The 15,194-nt window shown below is 42.1% G+C and carries 16 protein-coding genes; 4 read left to right on the top strand and 12 right to left on the bottom strand.

The annotated features are described in order from the left end of the window. Positions 1-78: 78 nt before the first annotated feature. The 3 genes from H70737_RS14625 to H70737_RS14615 all read right to left on the bottom strand — a co-directional run bounded on the left by H70737_RS14625 (position 79) and on the right by H70737_RS14615 (position 2,592). The gene (locus H70737_RS14625; RefSeq protein ID WP_042188333.1) at positions 79-1,215 is read right to left on the bottom strand and encodes an MFS transporter; all 1,137 of its coding nucleotides are present in this window, start codon (positions 1,213-1,215) and stop codon (positions 79-81) included. 131 nt (positions 1,216-1,346) lie between these two features. Further along, positions 1,347-1,973, bottom strand: a complete 627-nt coding sequence (locus tag H70737_RS14620; RefSeq protein WP_042188331.1) for an FMN-dependent NADH-azoreductase — start codon at positions 1,971-1,973, stop codon at positions 1,347-1,349. Between the two features lie 34 nt (positions 1,974-2,007). Then, entirely contained in the window at positions 2,008-2,592 is a 585-nt protein-coding gene (locus tag H70737_RS14615; RefSeq protein ID WP_042188329.1) for a DUF3238 domain-containing protein, read from the bottom strand. A 152-nt stretch (positions 2,593-2,744) separates the two neighbouring features. Between H70737_RS14615 and H70737_RS14610 the strand changes: the two genes are divergently transcribed. After that, positions 2,745-3,218, top strand: a complete 474-nt coding sequence (locus H70737_RS14610) for a MarR family winged helix-turn-helix transcriptional regulator (RefSeq protein WP_042188327.1) — start codon at positions 2,745-2,747, stop codon at positions 3,216-3,218. A 133-nt stretch (positions 3,219-3,351) separates the two neighbouring features. Here the strand turns inward: H70737_RS14610 and H70737_RS14605 are convergent, their stop codons facing one another. After that, positions 3,352-4,455 carry a Gfo/Idh/MocA family protein gene (locus H70737_RS14605; protein ID WP_197071293.1) on the bottom strand — a complete coding sequence of 368 codons (1,104 nt, stop codon included), beginning with the start codon at positions 4,453-4,455 and terminating at the stop codon, positions 3,352-3,354. Between the two features lie 24 nt (positions 4,456-4,479). Continuing rightward, complete coding sequence (locus H70737_RS14600; RefSeq protein ID WP_042188325.1) at positions 4,480-5,139, bottom strand: ThuA domain-containing protein; 660 nt, start codon at positions 5,137-5,139, stop codon at positions 4,480-4,482. A gap of 167 nt (positions 5,140-5,306) precedes the next feature. On the opposite strand from H70737_RS14600, the gene H70737_RS14595 reads away from it, so the two are divergent. Further along, positions 5,307-6,140, top strand: coding sequence for an AraC family transcriptional regulator (locus H70737_RS14595; protein WP_042188324.1), 834 nt, complete (start codon positions 5,307-5,309; stop codon positions 6,138-6,140). 141 nt (positions 6,141-6,281) lie between these two features. Here H70737_RS14595 and H70737_RS14590 read toward each other — a convergent pair whose 3' ends face one another. Genes H70737_RS14590 through H70737_RS14580 form a run of 3 tightly spaced genes read right to left on the bottom strand, consistent with a single transcriptional unit; the run spans position 6,282 to position 8,597 of the window. Then, positions 6,282-7,262: an aldo/keto reductase gene (locus tag H70737_RS14590; RefSeq protein WP_042188322.1), complete on the bottom strand. Its 981-nt coding sequence runs from the start codon at positions 7,260-7,262 to the stop codon at positions 6,282-6,284. Between the two features lie 41 nt (positions 7,263-7,303). Beyond that, the gene (locus H70737_RS14585) at positions 7,304-7,699 is read right to left on the bottom strand and encodes a cupin domain-containing protein (protein WP_042188320.1); all 396 of its coding nucleotides are present in this window, start codon (positions 7,697-7,699) and stop codon (positions 7,304-7,306) included. Positions 7,700-7,754: 55 nt separating this feature from the next. Further along, positions 7,755-8,597, bottom strand: a complete 843-nt coding sequence (locus H70737_RS14580) for an SDR family oxidoreductase (protein ID WP_042188317.1) — start codon at positions 8,595-8,597, stop codon at positions 7,755-7,757. 326 nt (positions 8,598-8,923) lie between these two features. Between H70737_RS14580 and H70737_RS14575 the strand changes: the two genes are divergently transcribed. After that, the gene (locus tag H70737_RS14575; protein ID WP_042188315.1) at positions 8,924-9,487 is read left to right on the top strand and encodes a TetR/AcrR family transcriptional regulator; all 564 of its coding nucleotides are present in this window, start codon (positions 8,924-8,926) and stop codon (positions 9,485-9,487) included. A gap of 64 nt (positions 9,488-9,551) precedes the next feature. Here H70737_RS14575 and H70737_RS14570 read toward each other — a convergent pair whose 3' ends face one another. Together H70737_RS14570 and H70737_RS14565 are read right to left on the bottom strand one after the other, a co-directional pair. Continuing rightward, positions 9,552-10,118, bottom strand: a complete 567-nt coding sequence (locus H70737_RS14570) for an NADPH-dependent FMN reductase (RefSeq protein ID WP_042188313.1) — start codon at positions 10,116-10,118, stop codon at positions 9,552-9,554. Between the two features lie 19 nt (positions 10,119-10,137). Next, entirely contained in the window at positions 10,138-11,193 is a 1,056-nt protein-coding gene (locus H70737_RS14565) for an LLM class flavin-dependent oxidoreductase (RefSeq protein WP_042188311.1), read from the bottom strand. Between the two features lie 243 nt (positions 11,194-11,436). Between H70737_RS14565 and H70737_RS14560 the strand changes: the two genes are divergently transcribed. Beyond that, entirely contained in the window at positions 11,437-12,483 is a 1,047-nt protein-coding gene (locus H70737_RS14560; protein WP_042188309.1) for a stalk domain-containing protein, read from the top strand. A 47-nt stretch (positions 12,484-12,530) separates the two neighbouring features. Here H70737_RS14560 and H70737_RS14555 read toward each other — a convergent pair whose 3' ends face one another. Together H70737_RS14555 and H70737_RS14550 are read right to left on the bottom strand one after the other, a co-directional pair. After that, on the bottom strand, positions 12,531-13,811 hold the full coding sequence (locus H70737_RS14555) for a M20 metallopeptidase family protein (protein ID WP_231573456.1): 1,281 nt from the start codon (positions 13,809-13,811) through the stop codon (positions 12,531-12,533). Continuing rightward, on the bottom strand, positions 13,808-15,145 hold the full coding sequence (locus H70737_RS14550) for an LLM class flavin-dependent oxidoreductase (protein ID WP_042188307.1): 1,338 nt from the start codon (positions 15,143-15,145) through the stop codon (positions 13,808-13,810). The genes H70737_RS14555 and H70737_RS14550 overlap by 4 nt, the downstream gene beginning before the upstream one ends. Positions 15,146-15,194: the final 49 nt, after the last annotated feature.

Raw genomic sequence — 15,194 nt, 5'->3', positions numbered from 1 at the left:
AATAGAGCCTTGCCTCATCCAAAATCCTATCATATAAACCCATGAAATCAAGTTTACTGTCTTATTGATAACGAAGGTTCAGGTTGTTTTTAGTGTCTTTTTTACAATCAATATAAAAAGCACCAGACTAATAAACCCAGATATAGCACAAGTAATAAATACCATCTGATATCCCATAAGCTGTGAAACAAATCCAAGTAGTATTGCTCCTAAACCAATTCCTAAATCAAAAGCAGTAAAGAATGTAGCGTTCGCTACACCTCTTTTCGCTGGTGGGGCTAATCGAATCATCGCTACTTGAAGCGCTGGTTGAGCTGATCCGAATCCAATTCCGTACAAAATAGCTGTAATAACCACTCCAGCAATTCCTTTAGTCATTGTTAGGACGAATAGTGCGACTATCAATATGAAGAGAGCAGGTACAATAATGACCCCTTCCCCATACTTATCGGATATCTTCCCTGTAAGTGGTCTAATTACTGTAAGTGTGACTGCATACACTAAGAAAAAAGTACCCGTGTTAACTTCAATATTTGCCGCAAACAGTGGTAAAAAAGTTGTAATACCACCAAAAGTAAATGATAAGAAAAATGTAACGATAGCGATAGGTAAAACTGTTTTTTCATAAAATGATATTGGTTTTTTTGATGTGTTTTGAACTGTTGGAATTTTTGCACCAAATCCAAGTATGAATGCAATCAAAGCTAATGCTGTGCATAGAAGAAATAGGTAATGAAATGAATAAGATTTTGTTACCCAAAGACCAATGATTGGTCCTAACGCCATTCCTAATGTCATTGCTAGTCCATACCATCCCATTCCTTCTCCACGACGAGATTGTGGAATAACATCAGTCACAGCCGTTCCTATCGAAGTTGTAGCAACTGCCCAGCTGACTCCATGAAGGATACGTAATATTACTAAAAATATAATGCCTGTTACCCAATCATAAAAATACATGGTTATAGCAAAAAATAGTAATCCGCTTATTATAAATGCACGTCGACCAAACCGATCCATTAATCCTCCAATAATAGGACGAAAAATTACTGCCGATATTGTAAACACTCCAATTATTAATCCAACTTGAGATTCACTTCCACCTAGTTGTTTGATAAACATAGGCAATGTTGGCATTAGTAAATAAAATCCACTAAATAGTAATAAAGCTGTAAGGGTCAGCATGATATAGTTTTTTGTCCATAACCGTTCCATTGTAATGTAATCCTTCTTTCTATCGACTTTAGGTAATCCCCAAAAATAGTGAAATAGGCGAATAAAAAAGCAGCACCACCGCTATAAAAGTGTTGGTACTGCCCTATATAGACTGATACACGCTTGGTTATTTAGAACGTCCTTGATACTTTAACAGCTTTTTCAAGCCCTGCGACAATAATCTCTTCTGCCTTATCAGGGAATTGGCTGTGCCCTTCAATGATAATAGTCTCTATATTTTTCACACCAAAGAAGTTCATCATACTTGTTACATATTTAACAGCCATCTCTAAATCAACTTTTGGTCCCTCAGAATACACACCACCACTTGCGTTTAATAACACTATTTTTTTATTTCCAATAAGCCCTACTGGACCTTTTGGTGTATATTTAAATGTTTTGCCTGCGCGGTTTAAGTAATCAATATATGTGTGTAGTACAGCTGGGATGGTTAAATTCCATAAAGGGAACCCAAATACGACTTTATCAGCTGCAAGGAATGGATCTAAATACTTATCAGCAACAGCTACTGCTTTTGCTTCTTCTACTGTTAAATCTAATCCTCTACTAGACTTAAATGTTCCGTTAATCATATCTGCACCTACGTAAGGCAATTCCTCATTGTATAAATCCAGCTCTACTACAGTGTCATTTGGATGTGATTCTTTATAGCTCGCTAAAAAAGCCTCAAATAATCTAACACTTACCGACTGATCTGCTGGTCGATTGTTTGCTTTTACAAATAAAACGGTTGTCATTCCTTGTTCCTCCTGATGTGCACTCTTATGTTGTTTATAATATTTTTTTGAAGCTATACTCCATTTCTCCAGCCATAGCTTCAGGAGTATCACCAGTTACTCTGTAATCATGTGTATAAATTTGTTCGAACGTTCCAAAGTTCACTTGTTTATAAAATTCAAAACAAGGAAATCCATCATGTGCTCCTTGCATATTGACAGTACCATCCTTTTGAATATGAACTATTAAAAGATAGTCAACTGGAGGTGCAAATGCATTTAATGGATTGCTAGCACTTGCACTCATTTGAAACCTAACGTCTTCAGAGCCCCACACAATATCAGTGCACAAAATACCTTCTGTAGTAGCTTTTCCTGTTTTTTTATTAACAGAACCATCTGGAGTAGTGACTCTTTCTGTTGTAATACCAGTATTTGCATATGTGAAAATATCTTTTTTGTAAAAATCTACAACTACTTCTTGTTCCACTCTGGAGCGCATAGCGTTGACAGCATAGGGTGTGAATTCACGTGAGTCACCTTCAAAATGGATTACGTTTCCTGTTTCTTCATCCTTCCTAGGATCAGTCCACGGTGTTGGAATAAATACACTTGCTCTAACTTTAACAATATTAGTCATGAGAACCCTCCATAATTTATTAATTCTGTTTCAGTAATTCCTGTTTCTTTCACAACAGAAAATATAGTCAACTTGATTGACTACTTTTCGCATAGTACAATGTATTTCGTACAAAGTCAACTAAGTTGACTTTATTTAAGGAGGTTTTATGTATGACTCAGGAAATCTTTAGTGAATTGGATCTGACAACACTTTTATCAGTATCCTTTAGTACATCAATTAATGAACTACATGATAGATTGCGTGAATTAGGATTTGCAGATATTAGACCTGTACATGGTTTTATGTTTAAGTGTATTGCTCCAAACGGAGCAACAGGTATAGAATTAGCCGAATATTTAGGAATTACGAAGCAAGCTGTAAGTAAAATGGTAGATTATCTTGAGAAAAGTGGTTATGTAATTCGCGAAAATCATCCCACTGACAAGAGAGGAAAAATCATTGTTTTGACTGAGCGAGGTTGGTTAGCAGTGAAAGCAAAAGAGGAAATACTAACTGAGATTGAGCAACGTTGGATTGAAATCATAGGTGCTGAACGACTGCAGATGCTCAAAGATGATTTAACAACACTTGTATATAAAGCAAATGAAGATAAATCTACTATGAGATCAAGACCTGTCTGGTAAGTGTATGGTGAAGATTTGGTGTATGCTGCGATTCATCAAACCAAAAAGGGTAGAAGACTTAAAGATCTGTCTTCTACCCTTTTTGAAAGCTGATTATCTGCAGCATACATTTAGTATTTGTTCTGGGAAATTACTACTCTAAATACCCTTTGACTAAGCCCAGCGGCAATGGCTTGGGCTGCTCGCAGCTGGTTACCAGTTGAGCATATTGCTTAGAGTCGGAACTTGTATGGAATGCATGCATGATCTCAAGTACGTGATTGGCGAGTTCTCCGTTTGCACGAGGAGTCTCCCCCGTGTCGATGCAGTGTGCCATATCTGCTACTCCTATGCCTCTACTATTATCTGCATAATTGTAGATAAGTGGGATCTCTTGGAATTCCGAGCTGTGTGCCGGGCGTAAAAGGATCGGCCCTCCAAAGTTGTTAGGGTCCGGTACGATCAAGGTTCCTTGCGATCCGTAGATTTCGATCCTCGGTAAAGTACTGTGCCAAACATCAAAGCTGGTAATCATGGTTGCCACAGCGCCACTGTCAAACTCAATCGTTCCAGCAACATGTGTGGGCACCTCTACATCAATGACTTTGCCAAACTTTTTGTCGCTCGTGATCGTTCTATGAGCAAAAGAGGTTTTAGTGATGCCGCATACTGTTTTAGCTGGGCCTAGCAAAGATACTAACGCAGTTAGATAGTAGGGTCCCATGTCAAACATGGGTCCTCCACCGGCTTTATAATAAAATTCCGGATCAGGATGCCAGCTTTCATGTCCATGACAAAGCATAAAGGCAGTTGCTGCCACCGGCTCCCCGATATAACCATCCGCAATCAGCTTACTGCAGGTTTGCAGACCGCCTCCAAGGAAAGTATCTGGTGCGCAGCCAAGGAACAGGTTCTTTTCCTTCGCCAGACGAACTAGCTCAGTGCCATTTTCAAGGGAAAGTGATAAGGGCTTCTCCACATACACATGCTTGCCAGCTAGCAAGGCTTGCTTGCACACGTCAAAATGAAAATTAGGCGTTGTTAGATTAACGACTATTTCAATCTCTTCCGAAGCAAGTAATTGTTCTGTCGTCCATACATGAGGAACGCCATATTTCTCCGCCGCTTGCTCTGCACGACTTTTATCCAGGTCGGAACAAGCATAGACCTCAGTATTAACGAAGGTCCCATTCAAATTCTCAAAATAAATGCTGCTGATGTTACCGCAGCCGACTATACCTACCTTCACTTTGCGCAAGATCATTCCCACCTTATCTCAGTTTTAGTTAGCCGCCCACAAAAAGCCTTTTCGCATCAGTTCCTTGGCTTCCGGTATATCGAAAACGTCTGCATGATGGCCAAGTGAATTATAGAAAACCTTCCCTTTTCCCCATTTCTTCGTATATACAACGGGCATCCTGATGACACCATTTGCTGAATGCTCACCCTCACTCATTACAAACGTAGTTGTTGCCAAGACATCCACTGCAGGATCTACATGTAAATAATATTGTTCCGATTTCACCTTGAAGTCTTGGATACCCTCCACAATGGGACTGGAGCCAGAATGTACGATATTAACTTCATACTCTACCCCATCGTTAAATGGATGTGCTACCCATTGTGACCCAGTCAAAAATTGCCACTCTGTATTGTTACGGAAAGAGTCGCACATCCCTCCATGACAACCGGCAATTCCTACTCCAGAAGCTACTGCCTTCAGAACTGAGGATACCTGATCATTACTGATTTCTCCCATGGTCCATACCGGTACAATAAGGCTTAAATCCGTAAGCTTCTCTGCACTGTTGAAGCTCTCCAGCGTATCAGACACTTCAACTTCAAAGCCTTCAGCCTCTAGAATGCCAGCAAAAATTGCGGCTACTTCATTTGGTTCATGCCCATCCCATCCACCTTTTACAATCAATGCTTTCTTCGTCATCCTGCAATCTCCTTTTCCTTTATATATGTAATCAACCTTTCGTCCATCTGATGAAATTGTAATCCAGATCAGAGAGGTGTGCTCGCCATTTCACTTGTAGGAATGGTCATTTTTTGCTAAGTTTTAGAGGTGAACCTAAAATTCAAACCACATGAACAGGAGATCTCATGAAAGCCTTTCACGAAAATAGAACTTACCATTCGACGTTCCCCTTCACTGTAATAATGTCTAATGATATTGATTTTCTAGCCCACTGGCATAACGATCTTGAGATAGTCTATGTATTTGAAGGTTCAATTCGGATGGGAATTAACTCCGAAACAAGGATCTTGAAAGCGGGAGATATGGCTATATGCAGCAGCGGAGACATCCACTACTATGACAGTAAAGACAGCAGCTCCAAGATAATGATGGTGATATTCAATCCTTCATTAATCGGTTTTCCTGGTGGATGGCCTTTGAATGTGAGGCTGACTTCCCCATTTATGGAGAAACGAGCTATACGAGAAGAAGAAGTGCGTATCAACAATCGTCTTTCTCAGATCCTGCAGGAACTTATGGACGAATATAATCAGAAGCTGGAATATCATGAACAGGTAATCATCGGCCTTTTGCACGAGTGGAGCGGACTCATTTTACGGCATGTTCCCTTGGATAAGATTAATCCACAGAAAGATAAAAGGCGCATCACTAACATGAAGATTATGCAAGGGGTTCTTGAATACCTCGACGTCAACTACATGCATCCCATCACACTTGCTGACGCCGCAAGGCAAGCCAATATGAGCCTCTTTTATTTCTCCCGCTTCTTCAAGAGTCTTTCGGGTATGAGCTATATTGCATACCTTAGCAACATCCGAGTCAACCAAGCAGAACAGCTGCTGCTGACCACAGACAAATCCATTTTAGATATCGCACTGGAATGCGGTTTCACTAATATCCGTACCTTTAACAGAGTATTTAAACAGATTAAACAACGGACTCCAAGTGAATTACGTTAAGAGATACATGGTCCGTTATCTTATTAAGCAAACAAAAAACCGATGATCTTTTGGTTTAGATCATCGGCTTTATTTTAATATTCGAATGCACAAAGACAGCGAAAAGGTCTACGTTTAAGTGACAAGCTTAACCAGTCTTCATTACTGAGCTCCAACTATTGGATGTGGAACATACAACTCTTCAAGGAATGAAATTTCTTCAGGTGATAATTTCACCGCTAGAGCATCTACTGAATCTTCGAGCTGAGCAATTTTCGTCGCGCCCACAATTGGAGCAGCTACAGAAGCTTTTTGCAACAGCCATGCAAGTGCGATATGAGTACGTGGTACGCCTCGTTTCTCTGCTAACGACGCTACTCGCTCAACAATTAATCGATCTACATCAGCAGTTGAATCATACTTTGATTTTTGAATGAGATCGGTTTCGGATCTGCGTGTTGTTTCCGACCAATCACGAATCAATCTTCCTGATGCCAGAGGACTATAAGGAGTTACCGCAATTTTTTGATCCTGACAAAGCGGCATCATTTCCCTTTCCTCTTCTCGGTAGATGAGATTAAGGTGATTTTGCATGGATACAAAGCGAGTCCAGCTATTTTTCTCGGCCACATGTAATGCTTTTTGGAACTGCCAAGCATACATAGCAGACGCACCGATATATCTAGCCTTTCCAGACTTCACTACATCATGCAAGGCCTCCATGGTTTCTTCAATGGGTGTGTTATAATCCCAGCGGTGAATGATATAGAGATCCACATAATCGGTCCCAAGTCTCTTCAAACTGTTATCTATTTCGCTCATAATAGCTTTTCGAGAAAGCCCACCACCATTAGGACCTGGACGCATCTGGCCCCAGACCTTCGTGGCAAGTACAATTTCATCCCGATTCGCATAGTCCTTAAGCGCACGTCCGATAATCTCTTCACTGGAACCACTTGCGTAAATATTAGCTGTATCAAAAAAATTGATGCCAAGCTCAAGCGCTCTTTTAATGATAGGACGACTGTTCTCCTCATCGAGCACCCATTGGTGCCCTCCAGGCAGCACTTTTCCAAAGCTCATACAACCAAGGCAAATCCGAGAGACGTCCATTCCCGTATTTCCAAATTTGATATATTCCATAAAGCAAGCCTCCATTTCTATATTTAAATGAGTTTTAGTTCTTACAGTGCTTCAAACCATTCATCCTCGACAGCTTCAAACCATTCTGTTTCGCCTGGAGTCATAGCCAAATGAACGAACCAACTATCCTTTGTCGCGCCATGCCAATGTCTCACATTAGCTGGAATGTTGACCACATCACCTATTTCGAGCAATTGAGCAGGTTTTCCTTCTTCCTGATACCAGCCATTTCCACCAGTGACTAACAGAACTTGTCCAACCTTATGAGCATGCCAGTTATTGCGTGCGCCTGGAGCAAAGGTTACATTACCAATTGCGGTATTAAGCGGCTTCGGATCTGTAAACACCATTTGCAAATAAGCGTCACCCGTAAAGTTTGCTTTAACCTTTTCCCCTAAAGGAAAAATAGTGCTGCTACTAAGTTGTTCATTTTTCATCGTTGATTCCTACTTTCTTCCTATAGTTAATGATTATTAGTGCACTGCGATCCTCTTACTCTCCCGCTGGAAAATCAGTAGAAGCTGCCAGTTCAGTCTGCTTCTCATAGTCGGCAACACGAGCTTTGAGGGTCGAAATCGTGCTTGCCAGTGCATGAGATCCAAGTATCATTCGTATCGGTGCCGGTTCTAATTCAACACTTTCTATGATTCGGGCAGCCATCCGCACAGGATCTCCAGGAGCTAAACTCTTAGAAGCGTCCAGCATGTTCAAAAAGTTATGTGCTGGGTTGCCTTCGTATTCTGTCATGAGTTTCGCTACCTGTGCGCTCCCATAACGGAACTCGGTACGGGCTCCTCCCGGCTCCACCAATGTAATACCGATGTTGAAAGCTTCAACCTCCTGAGCAACGGACTCACAAAAGCCCTCTATCCCAAACTTGGTCGCATGGTACATCGAATTTCCTGGGAAGGCGACCTGCCCACCATAGGAGGAGATCTGAATAATGCGTCCACCACCCTGAGTGCGCAAATGCGGGATAGCTGAACGAATAAGCTGGATGGACCCCGTTAGATTCGTGGCAATGATATGATTAACCTCGTCGTCAGAGAGTTCTTCTGCAGCCCCAAAAAGTCCATAACCAGCATTGCTTATGATAACGTCGATACGTCCAAACTTTTCAAAAGATCTATCGACAAGATTTCGAATGGCTGGAAAATCGGTCACATCTAGAATCTCGCAACTGAAGGTTTCGGGATACTTCTCAATGAGGTCAGCGACCTTGCTTTTGTTACGAACAGTACCGATAACCTTATTGCCCTTCTGAAGAAGCTGTTTCGTCATCTCATAACCAAAACCACTGCTCACACCGGTGATAAGCCATGTGCGATTATTCATAATCATTTCCTCCTAAACTTCTTATTCCGATTTTGCTGCTGGAATACTTAGCACATGAGTAGTTGTAACCAATATTTAATACGCATAATTACAATAATGATCACATGTCTATTATTATAATCGGATTAAATTTGGTGCCAATTGTTAATTTGATGCGATTTGTACATTAATAAACAAAACCATCGAAATTGTTTATTTCCTACTGCGTATTCGCGATTCTTTTATATAAATTTAAAACAGATGTCCCATTGATGAGCTCGTTATAGTATGTTATATAATGAATTCTTACTCTTTAATTGATGAATAAAGAAAGTTCGGTGAGCAAATTGTCTAAAGTCGATCGAAGAATCTTAAAAACACAGGAAGCCCTGAAGACAGCAGTCATTGAACTAATGACTGTGAAAAATTTTGATGATATAACCATTCAGGAACTCTCAGATAAAGCAAACGTAAGCCGTGGTACTATTTACCTTCACTATATGGATAAATATGATCTTCTTGATAAGCTTATCGAGAAGCATATCAATGAACTTCGTGAAAAATGTGAAGCAGCCTCTGATTTGGATTTTGTAACGGGGTCCGTGATTTGGACGGAATACTTTGAGAGTAACTATGCCTTTTTCTCTATGATGTTGGCTAGTAAAGGAGCCCCTTTCTTCCGGAGTCGTTTTCTGGAATTTCTTATAGAAGAGTTCAAAGACGAAGTGGATATCACAAAGGGTAAAAACGAAGGATTAAATAAGGATCTAGTCGTACAATTTGTAGCTTCTTCGTATGTAGGTGTAGTTGAATGGTGGTTTACGAACGAAAGACCAGTAACCTATCAAGTATTAGCAGAACAGCTGGGAGCCTTATTGGAACGAAATTGTACAAATAACCCCTCATCCTAAAGGATGAAGGGTGACTTGGAAAATAGTAACTAGTTTGCGAAATGTTAGCCTATTTCGATCTTTCTTAGAAACCATATTTAGCTTCTTCAGCCTCTCGAATTTTGGCATAGGTCTCAGAAAGTACATAGGTATCTTCCACTAAGCGGTCTATACGGAATAGCACATCATCATTTACTATTTCTTTTCGATAAAAATCCTTCTCTTCTATAAATACATACGTTTGAACAATTTGCGCTTTCATATAGGCCAATATCGGTTTCAATTGCTGCTCAGCTACCAGATAGTGACGTGCAGAACCTGCCGTGACGAGCATACTTACAACCTTGTGTTGAAATGCTTTTTCGGGTGCTAAATCGAATATATTCTTTAGTGTTGCTGGGATGGAAGCTTGAAATATAGGCGTTCCGATTACGATAACATCTGCTTCCATGATCGTTTGAATTACGTACTTGGTGTCCCCTTCGTATTCCAGATAATTGCGACCATCACTGAATTGAACATCATACTCCGCCAGATCTAGAAGCGTAACTTCTGCATCTTTGTATTTTTCATGAAACGAATTTATTGTGTAATTCATAGCGATTCTGGTTTTCGATCCTATCTTTGACCCTGATAATGCTACAATTTTCATAATTCTGACCTCCTGGAGTTTATTTTTTTGCCGTATATTTTTTAATAGCTGGTAGAATTTCAGAACCAATTAAATCTATGTTTTTCATTAAATTTTCAAAAGGTACGCCACCATAATCCATTTGTGCGATATATCGTTGATGGCCGAAGAGTTCATGTTGATATAGAATTTTTTCAATGATTTCCTGTGGGCTGCCAATATTCATAACATCGCGGGGATCGGCTCCTTGAGCAAACGCCTGTTTAGGAAAACCACGTCCATTGGTTAATTTCATTCCTTCGTTTATATATGGATAATAGGCTCTTTGTGCCTTCTGTGTCGTTTCATCTGCGTAAAAGAATCCAGCAGTCGCTACAGGCAGCTTCGACGGATCAAATCCGTTCTGGCTTGCAGCTTCACGATAAGCATCAATGGATCTTTTAAACAAGACTGCAGGACCCCCTAAATGGGCCAAAAACATTGGAACACCTGCAATGCCTGCTTTGATCGCACTGGCAGAAGTTCCCCCTACAGCTCTCCATATCGGTAAGTTTCCCTCAGGACGGGGAAGGATTCTTGCATTTTTGAGAGGGTTACGAAATTCTCCCTTCCAATTCATAACTTCGTTTTCATTTATCTTTAATAACAAGTCGAATTTTTCTTCAAATAATTCCTCATAATCATTAAGATCATAGCCCAATAGTTCATATAACCCCACTCTAGAGGCACGGCCAGCTATTATTTCAGCTCGACCATTTGAGATCAAATCAATTGTAGCGAAATCTTCGTACACCCTAACCGGATCAGAGGTGCTTATAATCGTAGATGAGCTACCTATTTTCATTTTCTTAGTAGCCTGTGCAATAGCTGACAGCACGACGGTATGCGCCTGAGTAGCAAAATACTCTTGATGACTCTCTCCTACACTAAAAAAATCAATTCCTGCTTGCTCCGCTAATTGAGCCAAGTCAATAATTTCACGTATGCGTTGTTTGGCAGATATTCGGCTTCCAGTTTCGGGGTTCGCTAGATGATCACCTAATGTATAAAGTCCAAACTCTAAGCCATTGTCTGCATTGATCCGATATTGTTCCATGATTACCCTCTTTTCTTTAAAAAGTTAGAATTCATTTATGATTTGTCGATTCAATATAATTAAGTAAGTCACTATAATAAGTATAGTTAAGTGCTTGCATAATGTCAAACTAATGATCCTGTTAAGAAAAAACTACTCGATTTAAGCCTGTGCTAAGAATCGCCTATAATAATCTCCACATGGTATATTTAGGATATTGATTTGATTATTAAAGTGATAAACAAAAAAAGGAGAATTGTATTCATGCACAACCGCCGCTTCATGAACGTATTACTTATTCTTTTCTTATCAGCTTCCAATTCGACTCCGATCTTCGCATCGGCTTCTGTTGTACCGAAGTTATCCGATTCTATCCAACGTTCTGCAATCCAACCCTCCGTTACAATTAATGGCATAAACTTTTCCTTTCAAGATGAGTTGCCTACTTTAATAGAGGGAAAAACCTTCGTTCCAACCCAAATTTTTGAGCATCCCGACATTCAAGCCGATATTACGAAGTTTATAGATAACCCTTATCCACATGTGTTTATTTCACATTTTAATGGAGCACTTTCTATTTATCCGGATAAAAGTGATTATATGTTTAGCGATTACAACGAAGATATAGAGGATTCTGATGTTTGGATCAATTGGAAGAGTCCTACACCTTATCTCTCCGGCAGTGATATTATGGTTCCATTGCGTGCTATTGCCGAACGAATCGGGATCTCCGTTGATTGGGATGTAGCAACTAGAACAGCGATCATTACCACGGATGATGACTTTCGTGCTGAACTCGAATCTCCTGAGGAGTGGGAAGATTGGCTAGGAATGAAACCTATCGAGATGGATGATCCCTCAGGAGAGGCAATAACAGAGCAGGAGTTAACTGAATTTGCTATTTTGAGCGGACTCCCAGTTCTGGATTCTCGGATTATTGATAAATATACAGCTGTACTCTTACATATCGAAGAGGAAGATGGCGTAGAATCGCTTACGTTGAAATACGTCGATCGTTTAAAAAACGGGAGTTTGGACTGGAGTATGGATTTAGGCATGGGGGATGATGGAGACGACGTCCAAGTGAAGAGGAGCGGACAACTCGTTAGTGTCGGTATGTTCGATCAAGGTCTTAAGAAGCAATTCAGTCATTTCGAGGTAAGTTACAAAGTTCATGATAAGAGAGTAACTCACACCTATGATATCTCGGGTAAACAAGGCATGTTTTTTGACATTCCTGAGGGCGTGACAAGCGGGGAGATAACATTCTTTGGGAAAAACGGTTACTCATTCGGAACGTATTTCTGGTGAGTTGACAAGCCTAAACAAAAGTAAAAGGTATCCCATTGGGGTACCTTTTACTTTTGTTTGCCGCTGGCCGATCCATTATGCTGTATTGCGAGTCTAACCAGTACCCTCGCACCATGAACTAGCATCGCTTCATCGATATTAAACTGTGGCTGATGGATAGCATGGAGAATTCCCTTCTCCTTATTGCCGCAACCGATAAAGGCTAAGGCACCAGGAACTTTATCAAGATACCAACCAAAATCCTCACCAGCCAGACTTGGCTGCTCCAGAAGTATTACCTGATCCTCACCTAGAACTGCACGGGCTGCATGAAGCACCTGCTGCACCGCTTCCGCATTGTTCACTACTGCAATTCCTTCACGCAGCTCCAGCTTGTATTTCCCTCCATAAGACTCAGCTATAGCTGAAGCATGGCGCTGTAAACCATTTGTAATTGCAGCTACCGTCGTCTTGGTAAACGCTCTGAACGTTCCTGTCAGTTCACTGTGTTCAGCGATCACATTAACAGCAGTACCAGCCTGCAACGTTCCGAAGGCCAACACCGCCGCCTCCTGCGGATCGATTCGATTAGCCATCATTCCGTTAATCTCTCCTATATATCGTGCCGCCATCTGGATCGCATCTACAGCTCTGTGCGGAGCACTATGATGACCGGATGTTCCCTGAAATTCCACCTTAAAATGGCTTGACGCTGCCATGGCACCATGAGGGTGAATACCAAGCGTTCCTACCAGAAGCTCTGGCATGACATGTAGCGCGTAGGCATAGTCGACACCTTCCAGCACGTTATCCTCAATGAGATCGCGGCCGCCTGAGAGTAATCTTCCATCAAGCGGACTCTTGACCGCGCCTTCCTCAGCTGGCTGGAAGACGAAAATGATCGTACCCATCAATCGTTCCCGGAAGGCTGCCAAGGTTCGGGCAGCCCCCAACAGCATAGCGGTATGGGCATCATGGCCACAGGCGTGCATGATGCCGTCATTGACTGACTTGTAAGGTAACTCATTGCACTCTTGTATCGGCAGGGCATCCATATCAGCCCTTAGAAGAAGAGTAGGCCCACTATTGCCATTGTCTGCTAAGCCTTGCAGGAGGCCGACCACTCCCATTCCGAAATGTTTGCCGCCATTTCTACGTACTGTGATCCCCCACTCCTCTAACAATTCTGCTACTTTATTAGAAGTGCGGACGACATCATACAGTAGCTCCGGATGGGCATGCAAATCACGACGGTATTCAATCATTTCATCCTGCAGCTGGCCGGCGTAATGCATCATCTCCGCAATATTCGAGTTTTGGTGGATTGCGAATACTGGATCAACCGTCAAATTTGCCCTGCTGGTTGAGAAGCTTTGGAATAACGGTTCTCCGGCAACGGTATGCCGAGGTTTCCACGCAGCGTGTCACTTTCGTATTCAGTGCGGAACAAACCCCGCTCCTGCAGAATCGGCACCACCCGATCGATGAATTCCTCTAGTCCGTTAGGGACGGCAGCCGCGATCATAAATCCATCTGCCCCACCACTTTCAAACCAAGATTGAATCTGATCAGCTACTTGCTCCGGTGTGCCAATGAAGCTGCTGCGTGGGGTAGCCGATTGTAAGGCAACCTGTCGAAGCGTCAAGCCTTTCTCCTTCGCATCCTTTTTGATTTTATCCGTGCCGCTCTGAAAGCTATTGCGCCCCAACTCACCAAGCTCAGGGAACGGCTCATCCAGCGGATATTGCGAGAAATCATGATGCTCGAAGAATCTGCCTAAGTAGTTCAGTGCATTCTCAATCGTTACAAGGCCAGCAACCTCCTGGTACTTGCGCTCTGCCTCCTCCGGCGTGTCACCGATGATTGGAGCAATTCCAGGGAAGATCAGCACTTCATCCGGATTCCGGTCAAACGAAGCTACCCGTGTCTTAACATCGTTATAGAATGCTTGGGCATCTTCTAGCGTTTCGTGTCCAGTGAAGATAGCATCTGCTTCCTTGGAGGCGTAATTCTTACCGACTTCCGAGGATCCTGCCTGAAATACAACTGGCTGCCCCTGTTTCGAACGAGCAATATTCAGCGGCCCCTTCACAGAGAAGAACTCTCCTTGATGGTCCAGGGTATGCATTTTTTGCGGATCAAAGAATACACCTGATTCCTTGTCTCGTACAAACGCATCATCCTCCCAAGAATCCCATAGTCCGCGTGTCACCTGCAAATATTCGGTGGCAATGCGGTAGCGCTTGCCATGGTCAGGATGCTCTTTTTTGCTGTAATTTGACGCAGAACCTTCCAGAGGTGAAGTCACCACATTCCAGCCGGCCCGGCCGCCGCTGATTACATCCAGTGAGCCGAATTGACGCGCTACGGTAAATGGTTCACTGTACGAGGTAGACAAGGTACCAACTAAACCGATGTTAGTGCTGACGGCTGCGAGTGCGCTAAGAATAGTCAGCGGCTCAAACCGGTTAAGGAAATGAGGAATGGACTTTTCATTAATGTACAGACCGTCTGCGATGAAGATCAGATCCAACTTGCCTTCTTCTGCCTTCTGTACCCACTCTTTGTATAATTCAAAGTTTACACTGGCATCTGGTTTGGCATCTGGATGGCGCCACATCGACGTGCTGCCCCCTACCCCATGCAGCAGTGCACCCAGCTTCAGTTGTCTTGGTTTGGTCATGTTCATTCCTCCTAAAAGTTTTGTGAGCATAAGCTTCCTTGATTTCACT

The organism is Paenibacillus sp. FSL H7-0737 (assembly GCF_000758545.1).
In the GTDB taxonomy this organism is placed as follows: Bacteria; Bacillota; Bacilli; order Paenibacillales; family Paenibacillaceae; genus Paenibacillus_AQ.
This window is presented reverse-complemented; position numbering and strand designations above follow the sequence as displayed.

Coding starts and splice junctions, on each gene's coding strand:
- H70737_RS14625 (WP_042188333.1), bottom strand. CDS start 1,215: ATGGAACGGTTATGGACAAAAAACTATATCATGCTGACCCTTACAGCT.
- H70737_RS14620 (WP_042188331.1), bottom strand. CDS start 1,973: ATGACAACCGTTTTATTTGTAAAAGCAAACAATCGACCAGCAGATCAG.
- H70737_RS14615 (WP_042188329.1), bottom strand. CDS start 2,592: ATGACTAATATTGTTAAAGTTAGAGCAAGTGTATTTATTCCAACACCG.
- H70737_RS14610 (WP_042188327.1), top strand. CDS start 2,745: ATGACTCAGGAAATCTTTAGTGAATTGGATCTGACAACACTTTTATCA.
- H70737_RS14600 (WP_042188325.1), bottom strand. CDS start 5,139: ATGACGAAGAAAGCATTGATTGTAAAAGGTGGATGGGATGGGCATGAA.
- H70737_RS14595 (WP_042188324.1), top strand. CDS start 5,307: ATGAAAGCCTTTCACGAAAATAGAACTTACCATTCGACGTTCCCCTTC.
- H70737_RS14590 (WP_042188322.1), bottom strand. CDS start 7,262: ATGGAATATATCAAATTTGGAAATACGGGAATGGACGTCTCTCGGATT.
- H70737_RS14585 (WP_042188320.1), bottom strand. CDS start 7,699: ATGAAAAATGAACAACTTAGTAGCAGCACTATTTTTCCTTTAGGGGAA.
- H70737_RS14580 (WP_042188317.1), bottom strand. CDS start 8,597: ATGAATAATCGCACATGGCTTATCACCGGTGTGAGCAGTGGTTTTGGT.
- H70737_RS14570 (WP_042188313.1), bottom strand. CDS start 10,118: ATGAAAATTGTAGCATTATCAGGGTCAAAGATAGGATCGAAAACCAGA.
- H70737_RS14565 (WP_042188311.1), bottom strand. CDS start 11,193: ATGGAACAATATCGGATCAATGCAGACAATGGCTTAGAGTTTGGACTT.
- H70737_RS14560 (WP_042188309.1), top strand. CDS start 11,437: ATGCACAACCGCCGCTTCATGAACGTATTACTTATTCTTTTCTTATCA.
- H70737_RS14550 (WP_042188307.1), bottom strand. CDS start 15,145: ATGACCAAACCAAGACAACTGAAGCTGGGTGCACTGCTGCATGGGGTA.